Annotated in this window: 18 protein-coding genes; 5 read left to right on the plus strand and 13 right to left on the minus strand. The window is 44.0% G+C overall.

The annotated features are described in order from the left end of the window. Positions 1–65: 65 nt before the first annotated feature. On the minus strand, positions 66–1,301 hold the full coding sequence (locus DWX61_RS04855; RefSeq protein WP_118624111.1) for an ABC transporter substrate-binding protein: 1,236 nt from the start codon (positions 1,299–1,301) through the stop codon (positions 66–68). A 246-nt stretch (positions 1,302–1,547) separates the two neighbouring features. Here DWX61_RS04855 and DWX61_RS04860 point away from each other — a divergent pair, with 246 nt between their 5' ends. Next, positions 1,548–3,374: a sensor histidine kinase gene (locus DWX61_RS04860; protein WP_270426998.1), complete on the plus strand. Its 1,827-nt coding sequence runs from the start codon at positions 1,548–1,550 to the stop codon at positions 3,372–3,374. Beyond that, on the plus strand, positions 3,349–4,944 hold the full coding sequence (locus DWX61_RS04865) for a response regulator (RefSeq protein ID WP_270426997.1): 1,596 nt from the start codon (positions 3,349–3,351) through the stop codon (positions 4,942–4,944). Before DWX61_RS04860 ends, DWX61_RS04865 begins: the two co-directional genes overlap by 26 nt. 262 nt (positions 4,945–5,206) lie before the next feature. Here the strand turns inward: DWX61_RS04865 and uvrB are convergent, their stop codons facing one another. The 11 genes from uvrB to DWX61_RS04925 form a co-directional block, all read right to left on the minus strand. Beyond that, a complete protein-coding gene (gene uvrB, locus DWX61_RS04870; RefSeq protein WP_118624115.1) occupies positions 5,207–7,195 on the minus strand; it encodes an excinuclease ABC subunit UvrB in 1,989 nt (662 codons plus the stop codon). 166 nt (positions 7,196–7,361) lie between these two features. After that, a complete protein-coding gene (locus tag DWX61_RS04875; RefSeq protein ID WP_118624117.1) occupies positions 7,362–7,589 on the minus strand; it encodes a hypothetical protein in 228 nt (75 codons plus the stop codon). Beyond that, the gene (locus DWX61_RS04880) at positions 7,579–8,070 is read right to left on the minus strand and encodes a DUF3990 domain-containing protein (protein ID WP_118624119.1); all 492 of its coding nucleotides are present in this window, start codon (positions 8,068–8,070) and stop codon (positions 7,579–7,581) included. Before DWX61_RS04880 ends, DWX61_RS04875 begins: the two co-directional genes overlap by 11 nt. Next, on the minus strand, positions 8,067–8,285 hold the full coding sequence (locus tag DWX61_RS04885) for a DUF3791 domain-containing protein (RefSeq protein WP_081019526.1): 219 nt from the start codon (positions 8,283–8,285) through the stop codon (positions 8,067–8,069). The genes DWX61_RS04880 and DWX61_RS04885 overlap by 4 nt, the downstream gene beginning before the upstream one ends. Before the next feature lie 317 nt (positions 8,286–8,602). Then, on the minus strand, positions 8,603–8,944 hold the full coding sequence (locus DWX61_RS04890) for a nucleotidyltransferase domain-containing protein (RefSeq protein WP_118624121.1): 342 nt from the start codon (positions 8,942–8,944) through the stop codon (positions 8,603–8,605). Positions 8,945–9,198: 254 nt separating this feature from the next. Continuing rightward, positions 9,199–10,809, minus strand: coding sequence for an amidohydrolase (locus DWX61_RS04895; protein WP_118624123.1), 1,611 nt, complete (start codon positions 10,807–10,809; stop codon positions 9,199–9,201). 3 nt (positions 10,810–10,812) lie between these two features. Beyond that, positions 10,813–12,264, minus strand: coding sequence for an alanine/glycine:cation symporter family protein (locus DWX61_RS04900; RefSeq protein WP_118513077.1), 1,452 nt, complete (start codon positions 12,262–12,264; stop codon positions 10,813–10,815). 304 nt (positions 12,265–12,568) lie between these two features. Then, the gene (locus tag DWX61_RS04910; protein WP_118513075.1) at positions 12,569–13,099 is read right to left on the minus strand and encodes a EutP/PduV family microcompartment system protein; all 531 of its coding nucleotides are present in this window, start codon (positions 13,097–13,099) and stop codon (positions 12,569–12,571) included. Between the two features lie 18 nt (positions 13,100–13,117). Then, the gene (locus DWX61_RS04915; RefSeq protein WP_118608568.1) at positions 13,118–13,549 is read right to left on the minus strand and encodes a BMC domain-containing protein; all 432 of its coding nucleotides are present in this window, start codon (positions 13,547–13,549) and stop codon (positions 13,118–13,120) included. An 11-nt stretch (positions 13,550–13,560) separates the two neighbouring features. Then, positions 13,561–13,926 (minus strand): BMC domain-containing protein, encoded by a 366-nt coding sequence (locus tag DWX61_RS04920; protein ID WP_015527035.1) that lies wholly within the window; start codon positions 13,924–13,926, stop codon positions 13,561–13,563. Between the two features lie 375 nt (positions 13,927–14,301). Further along, positions 14,302–14,805, minus strand: coding sequence for an NUDIX hydrolase (locus DWX61_RS04925; RefSeq protein WP_118624127.1), 504 nt, complete (start codon positions 14,803–14,805; stop codon positions 14,302–14,304). Positions 14,806–15,197: 392 nt separating this feature from the next. Between DWX61_RS04925 and DWX61_RS04930 the strand changes: the two genes are divergently transcribed. From DWX61_RS04930 to aroD, 3 genes are all read left to right on the plus strand, one after another. Beyond that, complete coding sequence (locus tag DWX61_RS04930) at positions 15,198–17,195, plus strand: oxidoreductase (RefSeq protein ID WP_118624129.1); 1,998 nt, start codon at positions 15,198–15,200, stop codon at positions 17,193–17,195. Positions 17,196–17,417: 222 nt separating this feature from the next. Beyond that, a complete protein-coding gene (locus DWX61_RS04935; RefSeq protein WP_118608570.1) occupies positions 17,418–18,296 on the plus strand; it encodes a shikimate dehydrogenase in 879 nt (292 codons plus the stop codon). 37 nt (positions 18,297–18,333) lie between these two features. Then, on the plus strand, positions 18,334–19,095 hold the full coding sequence (gene aroD, locus DWX61_RS04940) for a type I 3-dehydroquinate dehydratase (RefSeq protein WP_118513071.1): 762 nt from the start codon (positions 18,334–18,336) through the stop codon (positions 19,093–19,095). 234 nt (positions 19,096–19,329) lie between these two features. Here aroD and DWX61_RS04945 read toward each other — a convergent pair whose 3' ends face one another. Beyond that, entirely contained in the window at positions 19,330–20,712 is a 1,383-nt protein-coding gene (locus DWX61_RS04945; protein ID WP_118513070.1) for a SulP family inorganic anion transporter, read from the minus strand. Positions 20,713–20,816: the final 104 nt, after the last annotated feature.

Below are 20,816 nucleotides of genomic sequence, written 5' to 3' on the forward strand. Positions count from 1 at the left end.
CTGTTCATCAAGCAATGTAAAGCAGACTTTTACCTCTGCTTTACATTGCTGTTTTTTTATATCTTTTACTTATACATATCTACCACATCCTGAGCCTTCTTGCAGAACTCATCAACTGTAATCTCGTCTTTCATACAGGACTGGAAGATTGTTCCCATATCGCTGATAAATTCCATTGTCTGTGCCACCATCGGACGTCCCTGTACATTGCATTCATTTGCATATCTGCTGTACATTTCTTTTGCCGGGTCAGAATCCGGAACTACCTTCTCTGCAACATCCTTTCTTGCAGGATATCTGTCAAATGCTTTATAGGAAGCTTCCATTCCGCCTTCATCAGCCATATACTGGAGGAATTTCACAGCTGCATCTTTATTCTTGGATGCTTTGTTGAGAACATAGCTCCAGGAATCTGTAAAGATCGCACGCTCTCCCTTACCGCTGAAATCCGGTACCATTTCCATGTGGATCTTATCTGCGCCAAGCATATCTGCCTTTGCATAATCTGTTCCAAGGCCCCACATGAACCAGCATCCGTATTTTCCGTCATTGATCTTCGGATTCATCTGCTCATATTTATCAGCGATCTGCTCAATGGATGTTTCTTTATCAGCAACCAGATCGTGGAGGAACTGAACTGCTTCCTTGTTTTCCTCTTTGGTCCAGTCAAAATAATCGCCGCCGAACATGTTTACAAACTGTGCAAGCTCGTTAAATGCATAAGTTTTCTCCCAGGAACCGCCGTAGCCGAATCTTCCGTCCTTGGAAACAGCCTTCATATACTTCATGAAATCCTCTTTTGTATCAATGGATTTGATTCCGACCTCATCCATGATCTCCTGATTTACCCAGAATGCAAGATATCCTGTATATCCTGGAACACCGATGATGTTTCCGTCCTTATCTGTGATCATATCCTTTACATATCCCTGGGCAAACTGATCAGCGATATCATCTGTCATTACTGTATCATTCAGTCCTTCCAGCCATCCAGAATTTTTAAATGCCGCACTCATCTCATCGTTGATCTCAATGACATCCACGGAAGCATCTCCTGTGGAAAGCATTGTGGTGATCTTCTGCTGACGTGTATCTGAATCTGTAGGTGCCGCAACTACATTAATGTTCAGGCCCGTGGCATCTTCCACATTTGCAAGCCAGTCCTCAAAATCCGGGTCTGTGGTGTTGATGCTGTATAAGGTAAGATCATATTTCTCCTTTGCGGAAACAGTAACCACGTTACCTGCCATACCCACAACCATCGCTGCTGCCAAAACTGCACTCATTACTTTTTTCTTCATATCTTTCTTCCTTTCTGGACATTTTCGTGTTTGTCCACACCTGTTTTTGATGGTTTAAGGATACCAGAGAGTCCCCTCATTCTAAATACAATATTTTATGATTTATTTATATTATTTTTCGTTCTCTTGTATTTTTGTTGTTAATTTTTTATAATCCTTTTATATAATCTATATTTGTAACGGCTTTTTTTCACAGCTGAATTCGGTTTCATTAATTTGTTTTTGACATAAAGGAGAATATGTACTATGAAATTCCACAAATGTATCCCACCCAGTTTTTCCTCATTTCGCTATAAGCTCCTGCTCGCATTTCTGATCGCAACTATGGTACCTCTGATTTCCCTGACCTTCATCAGCTATCACATTTCCTATAACATTGCCAGAGATCGTATCATCGATTCTGCCGTAATGACTGACAAGCAGCTGGTCTCTCAGCTGAACGACCGCCTCGGTCAGGTTGAAAATGTAGCAGATACCATACAGTTTCAAATGTACTCCCTAAATCAGCCTTCCTCTAATAAGGTAGATGCACTGAAAAAATTCACCACTGTAAAAAACAATATTTCGCTGTATAAATCCACATTCGATTTCTTCCATATATATGTTTTTCTGCAGCCCGATCAGCTCGGTTCAAAAGAAAGCCTGTACTTCTTTTCCACAGATGAGCTTTCTGCATATGGTCTGGATAAAAATATTGTTTCCGGTTCAGGCTTTTCCTCTGTCTGGATACCGGTTTCCAATATGCCTCTGCCTAAAATACTGTCCACAAAAAAATCATCTGCCGATGTGATCCTCTGCGTCCGGGCACTGAAAAATCAGGCCACCGGTATTCTGGAATACGCCTACGGCATTGCTCTGGACACCTCAGAGCTTACCACTTATCTGCAGCCTGCTGCTTTGGATTCCCGCATATACAGCTACATTCTCACAGATCACGGAGAGATTGCAGCAAAAAATACATCCTCACTGAATTTATCCGGAATTTCCAAAGCACAGTTTCAGAAATTTAAAGAAAATGCAGATTCTTCTTTTCACAGCGGCGACAAATATTATAACTGCTGTACCTTAAGCAATGGCTGGCTCCATGTTACCGAAATCCCTGAAAGCTACATTCAGGGCAACACACACATCCTGATCCGTGCCTTACTGATCACTGTCCTTATTTTTCTGCCCCTTACTGTTATCATCGTGATCCTGTTTTCCGAAAATCTTACCCGGAAGATCACTGCACTTTCCTATGCAATGGAAACTTTTCAGCTGGGACATGATCCGGAACATCTGTCTATCGTTACTGTTCCCCACCCGGATGACCCTTCCAGGTATGATGAGATTGACAGACTGGGCATCACCTTTGAAGATATGCAGCACACAATAGCCGGAAACCTGAAGTCCATTGTAAATCTTTCCGTAAACGAAGAACGTCTGAAATACCAGCTGCTCCAGTCACAGATCAATCCGCATTTTCTTTACAATATCCTGGGATCGATCCGTACCTGCCAGTCCCTTGGAAAGCTTGACATTGCTGATCAGATGATTGCAAATCTGACTGCCTTTTACCGTCTTACCCTGCGTAAATCAAAGGAACTTATTCCTATTAAAGATGAATTGGAAATTGCCCGGCTTTATCTGGAAATGGAAAAGCTCTGTCATAAAGATAATCTGGACTGGGAGATCGAAGCAGAAGATGGAATCGAAAATTTCCTGATCTGCAAGTTTACACTTCAGCCATTTCTCGAAAATTCCATTCTGCACGGGATTTCTTCGGGCACACCAGCTGTTTTCATTTCGATCCATGTTCTTTATGGCGATGATACGGTTGTGATCTCCATTGAGGACAACGGTGCCGGCATGGACTCCGAAACCCTTGCACAGCTGCGCCATGCTATTGAGCATAATGTTATTGATTATGAGAAGCATTTTGGAATTTCCAACGTAAGTTCCCGTATTTCCAACCCATTATACGGAAACGGTTCCGTAAGGATCCGCAGCAACCCCGGAAACGGCACATACGTCACCATTGAATTCGAACAGATGGAGGAAGATATCGATGAAAAAAATAATGATCGTAGATGATAATTACTTATCTGCAGAAGGTATCGAAAAAAACATAGACTGGGAAACACTGAATGCAGAGATCATCCATGTCTGCTACAATGGAACCTCTGCTATCGAAGCCATGAAAAAAGAACCGGCAGATCTGATCATTTCTGACATTGAAATGCCTGATCTTGACGGCATTTCCATGAGCCGTCAAGCTCTTGAGATCAATCCTATGGTGAAGATCATCCTGATCAGTGCCTATGATAAATTTGAATATGCAAGACGCGCTCTGCTCCTCGGTGCTCTGGATTATATCGAAAAGCCTCTGGATTATGCCTATCTTATCCAGAAGGTAAAAAACGCTTTTGCACTGATGGAAAAGGAACAGAAAAATCTCCAGCTTCTGAAACAAAGCAGGCCTCTTCTTACGGAAAAATTTTTCCGCGAGATCACACACCTTCCGTCTTCTGAAGCAGCCTACCGACTGAAGCCTTATCTTAAGTATCTGAACCTGGAGCTGAATTATGATTTTTATACAGTTGTTATTCTGGAGCTTGAAAATGCTCCGGATCTAAAAGCTGTTTACGGGATTGAAAAGTTTCAGATGGAGCTTTTCAACCTTCAGGATCTGATAACTGAGGAAACCGCTTCTCTTGATTTTGTGTATCTTCTCCCGGATATGGATGGCTATCTGTGCATTCTGGGACACAGCGGCTGTCAGTCCAACAGCTTCCGCCAGCTTACCAGCGGACTTATTTCCTCAATCGCAGATGCCTGCCAGCCACTGGGACTTTCTCTCAACGCAGGTATTGGAACAATTGTCCAGGATTTTTGGAACCTGAACCATTCTTATAAAAGCGCCGTACATGCACTGGAATACAGATTCTTTTTCCCGCATCAGAATATCTTTGACGGAAGAGAGGCTCTGGGTTCCGATCTGTCTGTTGCAGATTTTTCAGATACAAAGGAGGATGAACTGATCCGGCTTCTCTGCAAAAAGGATACCGCTGCCATAGATCTCTGGTTTCAGAATTTTTCCGACTGGCTCACTCAGAAATTTCGCACAAAGAATTTCGCTTTCATACAGATCTATTCTCTTCTCGGCCGGATCCTGAAATTTTTCTATGAATTAAATCTGGATACTCATGACCTGGAAGCTAAAATTTTGTATGTTTACAACCACATAAATGAGTTTCATAATACGGAAGAACTATGTCAATGGCTGAAGGATCTATGCCATCTTTTATGCCGGAAGCTTGATTCCTCCATGAATGATTATCACCAGAAGCTCTGTGAACTGGTGATCTCCTATATCAACGAACACTACACTGACAATACGCTCTGCCTCAATGACATTGCCGCCTCTGCCAATGTAAGCCCTGCTTATTTAAGTGCTCTTTTCAAAAAAAATCAGGGGATCAGTATCAGCGACTTTATCACATCTCAGCGGATTTCCGCAGCCGCCCGTTACCTTTCTGCAACCAGTATGAGTCTGAAGGAGATCAGCCTGAAATGTGGTTATGCCAATCAATATTATTTCAGCACCAGCTTCAAAAAGAAAATGGGGATCACACCTTCCGCCTATCGTGAACAACATACATAACTTCTTCTCTTCTTTATAACAAAGTTACTGTCACAAATGCCAGTGCCCTTCTCCGGAATTTTACTTATAATCAATTAATAAAGAGGATCATCATATTTTTTCGAAGGAGGGATCGCTATGAAAAAATGGAAAAAAATCCTGATAAAAATTCTTCCCAAAAGCTCAGGCAAATACCCTTAACTCACTTCTCTATTTAATTATTCCATAGAAATGCCCCTGACGCTGACAGCCAGGGGCATTGTATCGTCAGCTGCTTTGCAGCCTATTCCGTTAATTCTTCCAGATTCTTTTTTAATTCGAGCATCTTGTCTCTCAGCTCTGCAGCCTGCTCAAAATTCAGGTCTGCTGCAGCAGCACGCATCTGCTTCTCTACCTGGGCGATTACCTTCGTCAGTTCTTTGCGGTTCATGGATTCCGGATCCTTCTTAAGCTTCACTTCTGTCTCTGCCACCTTCTTCGAGACAGCGATCAGATCACGGACTGCCTTCTTGATCGTAGTCGGAGTGATGCCATGCTCTCTGTTGTAAGCCTCCTGTATCGCTCTCCTTCTTTCAGTCTCCGAGATTGCTTTTTCCATGGATTCTGTCATGTTATCCGCATACATGATCACATGTCCTTCGCTGTTCCGGGCAGCACGACCGATAGTCTGTACCAGAGATGTTTCAGAACGAAGGAAGCCTTCCTTATCTGCATCCAGGATCGCTACCAGCGTGATCTCCGGAATATCCAGCCCTTCTCGCAGAAGGTTGATACCGACCAGCACATCAAACACATCCAGGCGCATATCTCGGATGATCTCCGCACGTTCCAGAGTGTCAATGTCTGAATGGAGGTATCGGACACGGATTCCCAGATCTTTCATATAATCGGTAAGGTCTTCTGCCATACGTTTGGTCAGGGTCGTGATCAGGACTTTGTTTTTCTTTTCAATTTCCTTATTTACTTCCGCTACAAGATCATCGATCTGTCCTTCGATCGGACGCACCTCCACCTTCGGATCAAGAAGCCCTGTAGGACGGATGATCTGCTCTGCACGGAGAAGCTCATGGTCATATTCATATTCTCCCGGTGTCGCAGATACAAACATTACCTGGTCAAGCTTGTTCTCGAATTCATCAAAGCTCAATGGACGGTTGTCCTTGGCAGATGGAAGTCGGAAGCCGTAATCTACCAGGGTCTGTTTACGGCTCTGATCACCGGCATACATACCGCCCACCTGAGGAACTGTTTTGTGAGACTCATCTATAATAAGTAAAAAATCATCTCCGAAATAGTCCATCAGCGTATACGGCGGCTGGCCCGGAGCCAGTCCTGTAAGATGTCTGGAATAGTTCTCGATTCCGGAACAGAAACCGGTTTCCTTCATCATTTCCACGTCAAAGTTGGTACGCTCTGCAATTCGCTGAGCCTCGATCAGCTTGTCCTCACTTTTGAAATATCCCACCTGCTGCTTCATTTCTTCCAGGATTGCATCTGCCGCACGGCGGATCTGCTCCTGTGGTACTACATAATGAGACGCCGGAAAAATAGCCGCATGGCTTTCCACGCTTTTGATCTCACCGGTAAGCACATCGATATCTGTGATCCGCTCAATCTCATCTCCGAAAAATTCCACACGCACTGCCCTGTCCGTGGAGTTTGCCGGAAAGATCTCCAGTACATCTCCCCGGACACGAAAGGTTCCTCTGTGGAAATCCATCTCATTTCTTGTATACTGAATGTCGATCAGCTGTTTGATAACCTCATCACGATCCTTCTCCATTCCTGGGCGAAGAGAGATCATCATGTCAAAAAATTCCTGCGGCGCACCCAATCCGTAGATACAGGAGACAGAAGAGACCACGATCACATCCTTCCGTTCACATAAGGCTGCTGTGGCAGACAGGCGGAGCTTATCGATCTCATCGTTAGTGGACGCATCCTTGGCAATGTAGGTGTCTGTTGACGGGACGTAAGCCTCTGGCTGATAGTAATCGTAGTAGGAGACAAAGTATTCCACTGCGTTCTCAGGGAAGAATTCCTTGAACTCTCCGTAGAGCTGTGCAGCCAGTGTTTTATTGTGCGCAAGTACCAAAGTTGGCTTGTTTAACTTGGCGATAACATTCGCCATGGTGAATGTCTTACCGGAGCCTGTGACACCAAGCAAAGTCTCGAACTGGTTGCCTTCTTTAAAGCCCTTGACCAGTTTCTCAATTGCCTGAGGCTGGTCGCCTGTTGGTTTGTATTCGGAGTGTAATTTGAAATGATCCATACGTTTCTCCTTGTTATTCTGAAATTTGTGGATATGTAAATACTGCCTGTTACTACATGTAAAAAAAGTGTTTTTATCTTTATTATTCTTGCTTTTACAGTATATCATTCAGAGTAAAAAAAGTACAGAACAAGCGAATGTTTGTTCTGTACTTTTCATTATTAATTTATCCAAAAAGCTCCGGCTCATTCTCAATCAAATCTTCTGCCAGATATTTTGCATCCATATTTTCTATTCCATAACTGTCATTTGAAATTTGTTCAGCAAGTTTACTGGAATAATAAATATCAAATGCCTTTCGCAAATCAATCCCTTTCATTTCTGAAATTGCATTGATAATATCATTTTCCAAATTTTGCTTATAAACTTCTTCCAATTGCTTCTTATCTACCATTGTTTTCCACCTCATATGCTCTTTTAAAAGCGATCACTCGATTCAGTGTTTCCTGATTTACAATACAGATTTGATTATTCATCTTATAGTATCTCAATTCATCTAAAACTTTTTCCTTATCCCATAATCCTCTAAAATACATATCTACAGTCTTAAACACGTCATCATCCGCAACATTTCCTATAATAATGTCATATTCTTTATTTAACGGCTGTCCTTTTCTACATGCACATACAAAATCAAGCCATTTCTCATTTTCTTTTTCAAAAGATAATACCTTAAAATCATCCCATTCTTCAGATAATTCATAAACATTAACTATTGCAGCCTTTTCCTGTCTCATGCCCTTTCGGACTGCCCATTTCTTTGCCTGATTTTCGAAAGTTGTAATATAAAATCCCCGGCCAAAATCCAGATACTTTTTCGAATGTACTACGTCCGGACTTTTTATAATTTCTGTTGATCCATGATATACGATCATACATTAACTCCTTTTTCTCTCACATAATCGGTAATATCTTCTACCAAATATTCCTTTCCCTGTGTATGAAGAACATCGTAACATTTAATAATATAGTTATCCAAAATTCCGGTTGAATTTAATATTTTATACACTTTGGCTGGAGACATCTTCCACTTATCCGCAAGACTATACAGCATGAATATTGAAAAGCTCAATTCTTTTTTCTCACACATAATCACCACCAACCTTTCCGTCATATTTATATTTAGATTATAACAAGTATTTTATGTTCATACACTATATTTTTCATTATTCAAAAAAAGCAGGCAATGAAAAGTCACAAAATCTCTTCAGTCACCCGCTTTTCACCCATACTCTCGCCACTACCACTTCCACGATATTGGATGTTCAACCACCCACATACCCAAAATACAACTATTGGTTCTCTTTATAATCTTCAATATAAAAATAATGTTCTTGCTGTTTTCAGATCATTTCAGCTGTTTTCAGGCGATGCAACGACAGATCCCGTCTAGTACCGATTTCCTGATTATGCTGCTCCATACAAAACTACCCCTTCTTTATGAATATTGGAATAAAATGGATAGTTCACAATCCACTTGTTAAAATGCGCTTCACTTTTTGCAATGGGCTTTATATCCGTGTCATGATCCATATTAAAGTCGTAGGTCATGTACGAGAGCTGTTGTGCATATGCCTTTAATTCCATATCTGATATATCCACCAGGATCATAATGTCTACATCAGAATCCGGGCGGAAGTCCCCCCTTGCATAAGAACCATAAAGGATTATCTGGCGTACATGGGAACCATAAATCTTCTTGACCGCTTCCACATACTGTTTAATTAAATCCTGCATAATCTTTGGCATACATCATCACCTCATTTTCTGCTGATAATACTATAAGTTTCTCAATTCACAAATCTTTCTTCTTGATTTTATTATAACCAGTTTACCTTCGTTTCTCAATCAATATTTTCCATGTAACAATGTTCCTGCTTTCTTCGACGAATTTTGTTCACTGTTATGGTATACATCTTGTTCTATATTTTTACTGAAATCAAAAAAAGCAGAGCCTGCTCCACTCAGACTCTGCCTCTCACTTTTTTCTTTTTATACTGCCGTTATTCTTCTACTTCTCTCTCATAAACGATCTCACCGCCAAGAACTGTCATATCCACTTTCGTGGTCTTGATCTCATCCGGGTCGATCTCATAGATATCCTTCTCGATAACTACGAAGTCCGCATTTTTACCCACTTCGATGGTTCCGTTCTCTTCTTCTGTATAGGAAGCGTAAGCTGCGTTTTTTGTAAAAAGCTTCACCGCTTCATCTACGGACATTTTTTCGGACGGGATCCATCCTTCCTCAGGCTGGCCCTTTATATTTTTGCGGGTGACTGCAAAATAAATATTCTCCATGGCATCAAAGCTTACCACAGGAGCATCCGAACCGCCGGATGCATGGATTCCCATATCCAGCATGCTCTTCCATGCATACACCTTATCCATACGGTGTGCACCGATGGCAGGTTCCACTGTGTTCATATCCAGATCGATAAATACCGGTTGAATATATGCCAGAAGATCCTGGTCTTTCATCCCCTGCAAAATACGCGGATTGGTGATCTGGCAATGCACGATACCATGTCTTCCCTTTTTGTTATCCTTCCGGTAAGGAGATTTCGCAGCTGCCTCAATGACCATATCCATGGCACGATCACCGATACAGTGTACCGCTGCCTGCATCTGATGCCGGTCAAAAAAAGCAAACAGATCGTCAAGCTCATCCTGACTGAATGTGATGATCCCCGTATTTCCCGGTGCATCCTCGTAAGGCTCATTCATGGCCGCTGTTCTTGCACCAAGAGAACCATCCTGGATCAGTTTCATCGGCCCGATCGTAAAGTGTTCTCCTCTCTGTCCGGTACGATATCCTTCCTCAATAAAAGCCTTCGCATCCTCCACCCGCTCAAAAAGGCACTGCTCATAATGGCGGATACTCAGCTCTCCTCTGGCATCCAGTGCCTTGTAGGAGGCCATGATCCGACGCCAGTTTTTTCCCGGAAGGGAAGCAAGATCATCGGACTGCACACCTGTAAATCCACATTCATTCAGCTTCTTCGCACTGTATTTGATGTAGCCTTCCACTTCTTCCTGGGACGGTGCATCCAATACGGAAGAATAAAACTGTACTGCGTTCTCCTTCAGAAGTCCGGTATCCAGATCAACCTCCTTCTCAATCTCCGGGAACTCCGGGATTTTTTTCAGAAGCTCCAGACCGCAGCTGTTGCACACAGCCACATGCCCGCAGACACGCACCATAATGATGGGGATTTCCATTGAAAGTGCGTCCAGCTCATCCTTATGCGGATAGCGCGGCTTATCAAAATGCTCCTCATTCCAGCCTCTGCAGTAGAGCCAGGTCAGCTTCTGACCTTTGCTCTCCTCCAGTCTTTTTTTTGCTGCGGCAAGCATCTCCTCAACACTTGTACAGTCAAACAGTTTCACAGATCTTTCCACAAATGCATAATGCAGCATATGCATATGTGTATCCACAAAACCGGGCAGCATCAGCCTTCCCTTAAGATCGATCCGATTTTTGCAGGAAAAAACTTCCGCTTCTTTATCAGTTCCCACAAAAACGATCCGGCCATTTTCGATTCCCACAGCCTCTGCTACTTTTTCACTGTTATCCAGTGTTCTTATACATCCGTTAAAAAAAATCGTATCCACTGTTTATTTTTCCTCTTTTTCTTTTTTATCCTCGTAGAAAAGTGCCATATCCTTGTCTACCTTTCCGATTCCCATGTAACGCGCCTTGTAATCCTTCAGCAGCTTAAAGAAGGTACCACTTAAGATAAACAATGTGGCAACATTTACAAATGTAGGGAATACGGTTGTAAAATCTGCAATTACCCACAGCTGTGCCGGTGTTCCGTTTCCGTAAAGAGTAAGCACTGTGACCAGGAGACCCCATAATGGTGTTCCAAGGACAAAAACCTTCTCTGCGATCTTCAGAACCTTCTGATTATTTTTCAGCCAGTGCTTCAGGATCACGCTGTAGTAGGTGAACCATCCGGTTGATGTTGTCAGTCCGAAAAGGAAAATACTGATCGCGATCAGTGCTCTCGCAACAGAGCCCATTCCGGACTCAAACGCTGTCAGTGTCAGCTCTGATCCCTGAAGTCCTGAATTCCAGTAGCCGGTGGTGATAACAACAAGACCTGTCATGGAGCAGACAACGATGGTATCTGCAAATACCTCAAATGCTCCCATCAGTCCCTGTTTTACAGGATGGTCTGTCTTTGCGGAAGCATGGATCATGGGAGATGTTCCCCAGCCTGCCTCGTTGCTGTATACGGAACGGGCAAATCCAAGACGCATTGCTGTTGCAACACCGGCTCCCATAAATCCGCCGACTGCCGCCTGTGTTGTAAATGCCCCCTTGAAGATCAGTCCAAAAGTTTCCGGCAGCTTGTCAAAATTCACTACCAGTATTGCAAGAGATCCTACAATGTAAAGCATGCACATGATCGGTGTCATATAGGAAGAGATCACACCGACTTTCTTTACACCGCCGATGATGATCAGGTAGATCGCTGCCACATACAGAAGTGATGGTACGATGTACGGCAGGTGGAAGGTACTTCCGACAGCCTCTGATACTGTATAATTCTGTAAGGTAATGAACCATGTCATAAAAATACAGCCGCCGAACAATACTGCAAAAAGTTTCCAGAAGGGAAGCTTTTTCTCTCCGCCAAGTCCCTTCTGCATATAGTAGGTTGGGCCTCCCTGATACTCACCATTTGGCTGTTTTTCTCTGTAGTATACAGCAAGTGTTACCTCTGCCATCTTGATGACCATGGCAAGAAGCGCTGCGATCCAGAGCCAGAATAATGCACCAGGTCCTCCTGTTGCAATAGCCGTTGCAACACCGGACATATTGGATACACCAACGGTACCTCCGATTGCAATGGAAATAGCCTGGAACGGTGTCAGGCTCTTTCCGTCATCTCCGCCTTCCTGGCGACGTTCTTTACTGAACATGTTTTTCACAATGTAACCAAAATGGCGGAACTGGAAGAAACCGGAACGTACTGTCAGATATATGCCTGTAGCGAGGATCGTGATCAGCAGCGGCAGTCCCCAGAGCCAGTTGGTCAGATTTTCAAATAATTCAAACATCTTTTCCTCTCCTGTCTTTCTTATTGTTTGTCTTTTGCATCCATTCGGAAAATCTGTGTATAGAATAAAAAAAATCCCCGGAACATGAAGGCAGATACGGATACCCGGAGTTCCCGACATACAGCTCTTCTGCCATATATCTGCGAGCCCCGTTTCTATCCTCTTTATCCTTCATGCTCTGGGGATCTTACATATCAGTTCACGAATCTTCCAAACGATCATAGTATATCACACTTCCGGAGGAATTTCTACGTTTTCTGTTTGAATTTTGTATTTTTATTCATTTTTCATGAATATTACTATTTTACCGTATGGACTCCGGATACTCCACCCCTTCCGGCATGGGATCCCATTCGTTAAGGCCAATACTCTGCTTGAATTTCGCCTGTTCAAGCGTAAGCTTCGGGAGATCATCCTGCAGATAATCCATCAGCTCGCTGATACCTTCCCGGGTCTTGTTATTTACCATAAATATCCTCTCACAGCCCATGTTTTCCATCCACTGTCTGACCATTGGAATATTGGCATGGGGAGAATCTACCTTGGTGATGATCCCGATCAGCGGCCGCAGGAGAAAATTCCTGCTGCCGTCACTGAACAGGTTAAACGGCTCATTGGCTGCCTGTACAATAGCGATCACATCCGCCTCAAAGGAAAAGCAGGCCAGTCCTACGCTGAAATGCTTGGATTCCGCATATTCTCCCGGTGAATCAATGGTATCTTCATTTGTATTGGTATACTGGGTCTTATGATAATGAAGCTCTTCCCCTTTAAGCGCCTGCGTCAGGGATGTTTTGCCGGCTTCACTTCGACCCATCAGAAAAATTTTTTTCATTTTTTATCCCGTCCTGCTCTAGCTTCTGTGGATCTTACAGACATCGAATTTCAATGTCTCATGGAAAAATCGCACCACTTCCTCCACAGCTGTCATCACTTCCGTAAAACCGCCTGTCAGGATCAGTGTCCCACAGAAACGATCCATAAATCCAACTTCCACATGAGCAGCCTTCACTGCAACATCTGCCGCAACAACGATTGCCTCCCAGGGTGTGACTCTGACCATACCGATGGCATCTCCTCTGTGATCCTCGCCTTCATGAACACCGATATGTAATGCAAGATTCTCATAGACTGATTTATCACTTGGTGTAAAAACATGTGCAAAAGAAAGCTCTTTTCCAGGTACCCGCACACGGGTCAGCCGAAGTCTTTTTCCCTTAAGGTTCTCATAATCATCATGAAACAGCCGCTCCAGCAGTTCTTCCTTCGTTATCCGTTCTTCCATGGTACACTTCCTTATCTCTTGGTGATATTGCATACTACATATCCCAGAGTATCACGGAAATAATCCACGATCTCTTCCATTGCAGTCTGTACATCGGAAATCTCTCCTGTTATGATCAGTGTTCCTGTAAAACGGTCTGCAAATCCAAGATATACATTACCGCTCTTCACAGCAATATCCGATGCGATCACAGCAGACTCGGAAGGTGTCATGTTCATGATACCAATTGCAGATGATCCATAATCCACCTGCGGATTCAGTCCAAGTTTCTGATATATGATAGGTGCCGGACCACCCATGATATGGGCAAATGTGATCTCCTTACCGGCTACGGTTTCCTGTACGATTCTGATCTGATCTCTATGTTCATCTGCCATTGATGATTCCTCACTTTCAAAATTTTATATTATTCTCGATCTGATAATATTGGATAATTTTATAAGCCGGATTTCATTCATCCGGCTTACAGCTTCCTAAAGTCAAGCAGATCTTTGAAATCCGCTCTGCTACCTGCTCATGGTCAAGCGGACATTCGCAATCCGCTTCGCTACTTGCTCATGAACGCAGTCGCTTCGCGATCTGCGTTCAAAAAACAGTCTGGTAGTTCATCTGATTTAATTTTACTATTTACCAATTTTAATGTCAAGACAATTCTTCGAAAATAAGTCAAAAAACAACGTTTTTAAAAATAGAAATCCACAAAAAACAACATTTATTTTCACATCCTCGCGGAAAACCAGTCAGAAATCTGCTCAGAACTCAAACGCCTTCTTAATGCTGTCATAATGCAGGAATTTTCCCTCTGCGGCAAACGCCCTGATCTGTTCCAGGGTTGCAAACATATATCCGTCTGTCTCTTCTGTCTGAAGCTTCAGATCCTTATCCTCCACATCCATGACAAAACGGTACACATCCACAAAGTAATTATCTCCTTCCCCGGGATTCTCTCTTTTATATGTAAAAAGGTATCCGCCCTCTGCCTCACTGGCGTCCAGTCCGGTCTCCTCTTTCACCTCACGGAGTACTGCATCACGGGAAGCCTCTCCTGCCTGGGCTGCACCGCCGGAAACCTCCCACCAGCCTGGGGCCCAGGCCTTTGTCATCACCCGCTTGGTAATAAGGAAAGTTTTGTCCGGTCTTGCTACCACACCTAAGACTGTCAGATGATACTCTCCATCCTTTAAACACCAGTCATTGCGCTTCATAGTTCGTCCTGTCGGTTTCTTATCTGCATCGTAAATATCCCAGAATTCCATTTTATCTATCCCCTGTCTTTTTACAGAACGCGGAAATACAGTCTTACATCTGATCCGTTTCAGCCTGCCCGTTTCTCCGTTTTCTGTATCTTTTTTATTTGTTATGATAACACGTTAAAATCATATATGTAAACCCCTGGATCCGACACCATTTTCCAGTTAGCGTTACTGTTGTTCTGTTCACTCTGTTCTCAGTAACCAGTTAGCTTTCTACATCTGTTTTTTTATATTATAAGCATGCAAGTACCTGCAGCCTGAAAGATGATATGCAAAAATCTATAGATTATTTTTATTATATAACCCGTATTATGAATTAGTTTTATAGATTATTCTGTTATATAATTAACGCAAACAAACGATTCTATTTAAAATAACCAGGGAGGTTTTTCCAAATGAAGAATGATTATCCGCATATTTTTTCCCCATTAACCGTTAAAAATATGACTATCAAGAACCGTATTGTTATGATGCCGATGGGCACCAACTACGGTGAACAGAACGGCGAAATGAGTTTTCTTCATATCAATTATTATGAGCAGCGTGCAAAGGGTGGCACAGGTCTCATCATCGTAGAGAACGCAAGCGTCGATTCCCCGCAGGGCTCCAACGGAACCACACAGCTGCGTATCGATCATGACAACTACCTGCCACGTCTTTTCAAATTCTGTGAAAATATTCATAGATACGGAACAAAGATCGCGATTCAGATCAATCATGCCGGAGCTTCCGCTGTTTCTTCCAGGATCAACATGCAGCCGGTTTCCGCATCTGACGTTCCATCCAAAGAAGGCGGCGAGATCCCGCGTCCTCTTTCCAAAGATGAGATCCTTCACATCGTAAAAAAATACGGTGAGGCTGCAAAACGTGCACAGACAGCCGGCTTTGACGCAGTAGAGATCCATGCAGGACACTCCTACCTGATCAGTCAGTTCCTCTCCCCGATCACAAACAAGCGTACCGATGAGTTCGGCGGATCTGTTGAGAACCGTACCCGCTTCTGCCGTATGGTCATCGATGAGGTAAGAAAACAGGTAGGACCTTTTTTCCCGATCATGCTCCGTCTCAGTGCGGATGAGCTGATGGAGGGCGGAAATACACTGGAGGATACTCTGGAATACCTGGATTATCTTCAGGAAGAGGTTGATATCTTCGATGTTTCCTGCGGACTTAACGGTTCCATCCAGTACCAGATCGATGCAAATTATCTCCCGGACGGATGGCGTTCCTACATGGCAAAGGCCGTAAAAGAAAAATTCAACAAGCCATGTATCTCCATGGGTAATGTCCGTGACCCGAAGGTTGCTGAGCGTATCCTGGCTGACGGTGACGCAGACCTGATCGGTATGGGCCGTGGTCTGATCGCAGACCCTGCATGGGTAAACAAGGTTGCCACAGGTCATGAGTGCGACCTCCGTAAATGTATCTCATGTAACGTTGGCTGTGCCGGAAACCGTATCGGTGTAAACCGTCCGATCCGCTGTACTGTAAACCCATCTGTTCTTGAGGGCGATATATATAAGAAAAAACATATAAATAAAAACTGCAACGTGGTCGTTATCGGCGGCGGCACTGCCGGACTGGAAGCTGCCTGTACAGCCGCAGAGGTTGGATGCAATACCTTCCTTCTGGAAAAAGGCAATGAGCTTGGCGGACTTGCATCTCTGATCTCAAAGATCCCTGCAAAGAACCGTCTTGCTGATTTCCCGCACTATCTCATGCATCGTGCAGAACAGCTTGATAATCTTTACATCTTCAAAAACACAGAAGGAACACCTGAAAACATCCGCAAGTTCCATCCGAATATCATTGTAAGCTCCACAGGCTCCGCTCCGCTTCTGCCTCCGATCGCAGGACTGAAGGATCGTATTGACAACGAGAACCATAATATTTATTCTATTCTTGGTATGATCAGCCACATTAATGATTTTCCGAAGGATCTGGAAGGCAAAAAGGTTGTTGTTGTAGGCGGCGGTGCTGTAGGTCTTGATGTTGTGGAATTTTTTGCTGACAGAAACGCAGACATCTCTATCGTTGAGATGATGGATCAGATCGGACGTGATCTTGACCCGGTAAGCAAAAATGACACAAAGACCATGATGAAAAAACACAATGTACATCAGCTTACAAAAACTGCTCTCCTTGAGGTTAAGGATTCTTCCTTCCTTGTCAGGGGCGAAGGTGAGCCTTATGAGCTTCCATTTGAATACGGCTTCGTATGTCTCGGAATGAGAGCTCAGGGACAGCTTTACCAGAACCTCACAGAGGAATTTTCTTCTGAGGATGTTGAGATCATGAACATCGGCGACAGCCAGAGAGCAAGACGAATCATTGACGGTACCCAGGAAGGACGCAATATCCTTACCATTCTTGAGCAGAAGGGATACCTTTAATATTTTTCCGCTATACCCTTTCCGGGAGTATTTCAATCCTTCTGCCGGAAAGTGTATATAAATCTGTTACAGTTCACTCGGTGATCCGTAACATAGTTTTTCCACGTCTTCCTCCCCCGCAGTCGTCCGGAGAATGTCCGCAGCTTCTTCAGACCTATGTGGCGGGAGGTTTAAAAAAGACAAATCTTCATCCAGATTTTACCAATGAGAGGAGTTATTACCATGTCAGAAAGAATCACAGGACATACCGAACTGATTGGTCTTATGGCATATCCGATCCGCCATTCCAGCTCTCCTGCCATGCAGAATGAAGCTTTTGCAAAGCTTGGCTATGATTATGCATATCTTGCATTTGAGGTTGGTGCAGACGAGATCGAGGATGCTGTAAAAGCCATCCGTACTCTGAAAATGAGAGGTTCCAACGTTTCCATGCCGAACAAAACTCTGGTAGGCCAGTACCTTGACGAGCTTTCACCGGCAGCAGAAATGTGCGGTGCTGTAAACACCATCGTTAATGATCATGGTCATCTTACAGGCCATATCACAGACGGTATCGGATTTATGGCAGCACTGAAAGACAATAACATCGACGCCATCGGAAAGAAAATGACCATCGTAGGTGCAGGTGGTGCCGCAACTGCTATCGAGATCCAGGCAGCACTTGACGGTGTAGGCGAGATCGTGATCTTCAACCGCAAAGATGAATTCTGGGACCGTGCGGTATCTACGGTAGAAAAGATCAACACCAGAACTTCAAGCCATGCTGTTCTCTATGATCTGGCAGATCTTGACCAGCTGAAAAAAGAAATGGCTGACAGTTATATTTTCGTAAATGCGACAGGTGTTGGAATGAAACCGCTGGAAGGTCAGTCCGTTGTTCCGGACAAGTCTTACTTCCGCCCGGAGCTTATCGTTGTTGACGTGCCTTACTCCCCTCTTGAAACTGCTATGCGTTCTATGGCAAAGGAAGTTGGCTGCAAGACAATGAACGGCCTTGGCATGATGCTTTTCCAGGGCTCCGCTGCATTTGAACTGTGGACCGGCGAACCGATGCCGATCGAGCATATGAAAGAGATTCTTAACATCAGATACGACGACTAAACTGCTATCTGTTCCTGTCGTATCAGAAAGGACCATTATGAAAACAGTTCAGGTAAGAAATATCACACTCGGAGAGGGAAGACCGAAGATCTGTGTCCCGATCGTGGGACAGACAAAGGATGATATTCTCCTTGAGGCAGGGACCTTCGCAAGGATCCCCGTAGACGTTGTGGAATGGCGTGTTGACTGGTTTGAGGACGTTTTTGACACAGACAAGGTTCTGGATGTGGCAAAAGATCTCAAGACCATTTTAAAGGACACTCCGATTCTCTTCACCTTCCGTACTTCAAAGGAAGGCGGAGAAAAAGCGATCTCCAACGAAGCTTACAAAGCACTCAACATGGCTGTCGCAAAAAGCGGCTATGTAGATCTCATTGATGTAGAAGCCTTCACAGGTGAGGAGATCGTAAAAAGCATGATCCGGGAAGCACACAGCTATGGCGTAAAGGTCATCGCTTCCAACCATGATTTTGACGCAACTCCTGAGAAGGATGAGATCGTGCGCCGTCTCCGCATGATGCAGGACTATGGCGCAGATATCCCGAAAATGGCTGTTATGCCAAGAAACAAGCAGGACGTGCTTACACTCTTAAGTGCCACGCTGGAAATGTCCGAGCAGTTCGCCGACCGCCCGATCATTACCATGTCCATGGCAGGTACAGGTGTTGTCAGTCGTCTCGCCGGCGAAACCTTCGGTTCCGCCCTTACCTTCGGTGCAGCTACCAAAGCTTCCGCACCGGGACAGATCAATGTTAACGAACTTGAACAGGTTCTTGACATTATCCACAAAAGCCTGTGATCCTGTGACCTCCCATAAAAAGGATCTACAGTAGATTTTTGTAACAGAACGTGAATTATAAACCAATTTTTAAACCCAATGATGTAACAAATTTTTGCAATTTTAATCCCATAATAGCAAATCTATTAAATAATAATTAAAAACAACAAATCTCATGACAAAAAGAAGAAGTGTGCTGACCCATCCGGCACACTTCTTCTTTTTCTGTTTTTTATATCTTTGTTATTCCTCGGATCAATTTTTATCCTCGATGGCATTCTCCTCTTTCTTTCTGGGGTCCCAGTTTGAAAGGAAGATATTCAGACCGAAGCCTACAGCCAGGGCCCATGCGGATGCCCATGCAGTTCCCTGGGTTGCAAGCACAGCTGCCATAACACCTGCGATCATCTTGTCACGGTCTGTTCTGCAGTAATCCATACCGATCCTTGCACAGACAAAGGCCTGGAACATCAAAGTAATGGATGAACCGACTCCGAAGATTGGACGGAAGAAACTTACAACCGGAATGATCAGCACACTTAAAAACGTTGCAATACGGAAGGATGCCATACCGCCGATCAGAGACTTCATAGCTTTCTTTCCCTCTTTGTAACGGATGGAAACAGATACTGTCATTCCAACCCATAACGGACCGGAAAGCGGCGGAAACGGCGCAATGACGGAAAGGATCAGGTTCCTGATGCCGCTGACCAGGTTGGAACGGCTGGAATTGAAATCAATATACTCATCATCTCTGGATTGGCGCGCCTCTGTAACCAGTGTCTCTGTGGTAACAAAATCACCAAATGCGATAACATAGCATACAAGCGCCAGCGGAAGCGCTTTGACAAACATGGAGACCGGCGGGATTCCCACACCAAAGATACTTACCTGTGAGATGATCTCTTTGAACTGCGGGATCTTGATAAAGGTTCCCAGTTCCAAACCGGGCGCATCCAGCTCGCCTACAAGAAGACCTACCACCATGGCGATCAGATATGGGAAAAGATTTCCATACCTGGCAACAAGATCCAGGAATTTGTTGTTCCTTCTCTTCTCCTGATATTTATCTGAAAAGCTGATCAGGATCAGAAGGCCTACACCGGCAACGATCGCCAGCGGATACTTATGCATGTTGCCGCCCTCTCCCAGCTGTCCTGCCATAACCGTCACCGGCGCTGCAAGAAGGATACCACCCTTAACAGAATTTGGTACTGCATGGACAAATTTATCCGCAAGCTTGGTGATGCCCATAAATATGAACACAAGACCAACCAGCATCTGCAGGGCGATCATTGCCTGGATACGTTCTTTTCCCATAGGGAAACCTTCCAGGAATACGATAGTCAGCGGAAGGGTCGGTGTGATCCATCCCGGTACAACCGGATCACCAAGTAAGCTGTGTAGCATATACAGCATGGTCTCTATGATCACACAGCTCCATGCCAGCTCATAAGGCAGTCCCAGATACTGTTCCAGATAAGGAACCGCCGCCAGTGCCGTAACCCCGAGGATCAGGCCCTGGATAAACTCTACGGACTCAATTTTATAGTGAATAAACGGAAAACGAATCTGAAATGGCCCAAACGGAATGTAGGGCAGTTCGTTTTCTCTTCGCTGTCTTGCTGCACGTGCCATAACGATTCTCCTTTGTCGTTTTTTTTGCTAATACATATATAATATCTTCTATTCTGGAAGTTTGTTAATTAACAAACATTTTCAGAAACAGCAAAATCCAACCC

The sequence above is a fragment of the Ruminococcus sp. AF20-12LB genome, from assembly GCF_003478985.1.
Taxonomy (GTDB): Bacteria; Bacillota; Clostridia; order Lachnospirales; family Lachnospiraceae; genus Blautia_A.

What these genes read in the sequence shown, in the direction of transcription:
- DWX61_RS04910 (WP_118513075.1), bottom strand. Translation starts at nt 13,099, where the DNA reads ATGAAAAAAATTTTTCTGATGGGTCGAAGTGAAGCCGGCAAAACATCC.
- DWX61_RS04855 (WP_118624111.1), bottom strand. Translation starts at nt 1,301, where the DNA reads ATGAAGAAAAAAGTAATGAGTGCAGTTTTGGCAGCAGCGATGGTTGTG.
- DWX61_RS04880 (WP_118624119.1), bottom strand. Translation starts at nt 8,070, where the DNA reads ATGATCGTATATCATGGATCAACAGAAATTATAAAAAGTCCGGACGTA.
- DWX61_RS04860 (WP_270426998.1), top strand. Translation starts at nt 1,548, where the DNA reads ATGAAATTCCACAAATGTATCCCACCCAGTTTTTCCTCATTTCGCTAT.
- DWX61_RS04865 (WP_270426997.1), top strand. Translation starts at nt 3,349, where the DNA reads ATGAAAAAAATAATGATCGTAGATGATAATTACTTATCTGCAGAAGGT.
- DWX61_RS04920 (WP_015527035.1), bottom strand. Translation starts at nt 13,926, where the DNA reads ATGGCAGATGAACATAGAGATCAGATCAGAATCGTACAGGAAACCGTA.
- DWX61_RS04945 (WP_118513070.1), bottom strand. Translation starts at nt 20,712, where the DNA reads ATGGCACGTGCAGCAAGACAGCGAAGAGAAAACGAACTGCCCTACATT.
- DWX61_RS04935 (WP_118608570.1), top strand. Translation starts at nt 17,418, where the DNA reads ATGTCAGAAAGAATCACAGGACATACCGAACTGATTGGTCTTATGGCA.
- DWX61_RS04900 (WP_118513077.1), bottom strand. Translation starts at nt 12,264, where the DNA reads ATGTTTGAATTATTTGAAAATCTGACCAACTGGCTCTGGGGACTGCCG.
- aroD (WP_118513071.1), top strand. Translation starts at nt 18,334, where the DNA reads ATGAAAACAGTTCAGGTAAGAAATATCACACTCGGAGAGGGAAGACCG.
- DWX61_RS04930 (WP_118624129.1), top strand. Translation starts at nt 15,198, where the DNA reads ATGAAGAATGATTATCCGCATATTTTTTCCCCATTAACCGTTAAAAAT.
- DWX61_RS04925 (WP_118624127.1), bottom strand. Translation starts at nt 14,805, where the DNA reads ATGGAATTCTGGGATATTTACGATGCAGATAAGAAACCGACAGGACGA.
- uvrB (WP_118624115.1), bottom strand. Translation starts at nt 7,195, where the DNA reads ATGGATCATTTCAAATTACACTCCGAATACAAACCAACAGGCGACCAG.
- DWX61_RS04890 (WP_118624121.1), bottom strand. Translation starts at nt 8,944, where the DNA reads ATGCCAAAGATTATGCAGGATTTAATTAAACAGTATGTGGAAGCGGTC.
- DWX61_RS04915 (WP_118608568.1), bottom strand. Translation starts at nt 13,549, where the DNA reads ATGGAAGAACGGATAACGAAGGAAGAACTGCTGGAGCGGCTGTTTCAT.
- DWX61_RS04885 (WP_081019526.1), bottom strand. Translation starts at nt 8,285, where the DNA reads ATGTGTGAGAAAAAAGAATTGAGCTTTTCAATATTCATGCTGTATAGT.
- DWX61_RS04875 (WP_118624117.1), bottom strand. Translation starts at nt 7,589, where the DNA reads ATGGTAGATAAGAAGCAATTGGAAGAAGTTTATAAGCAAAATTTGGAA.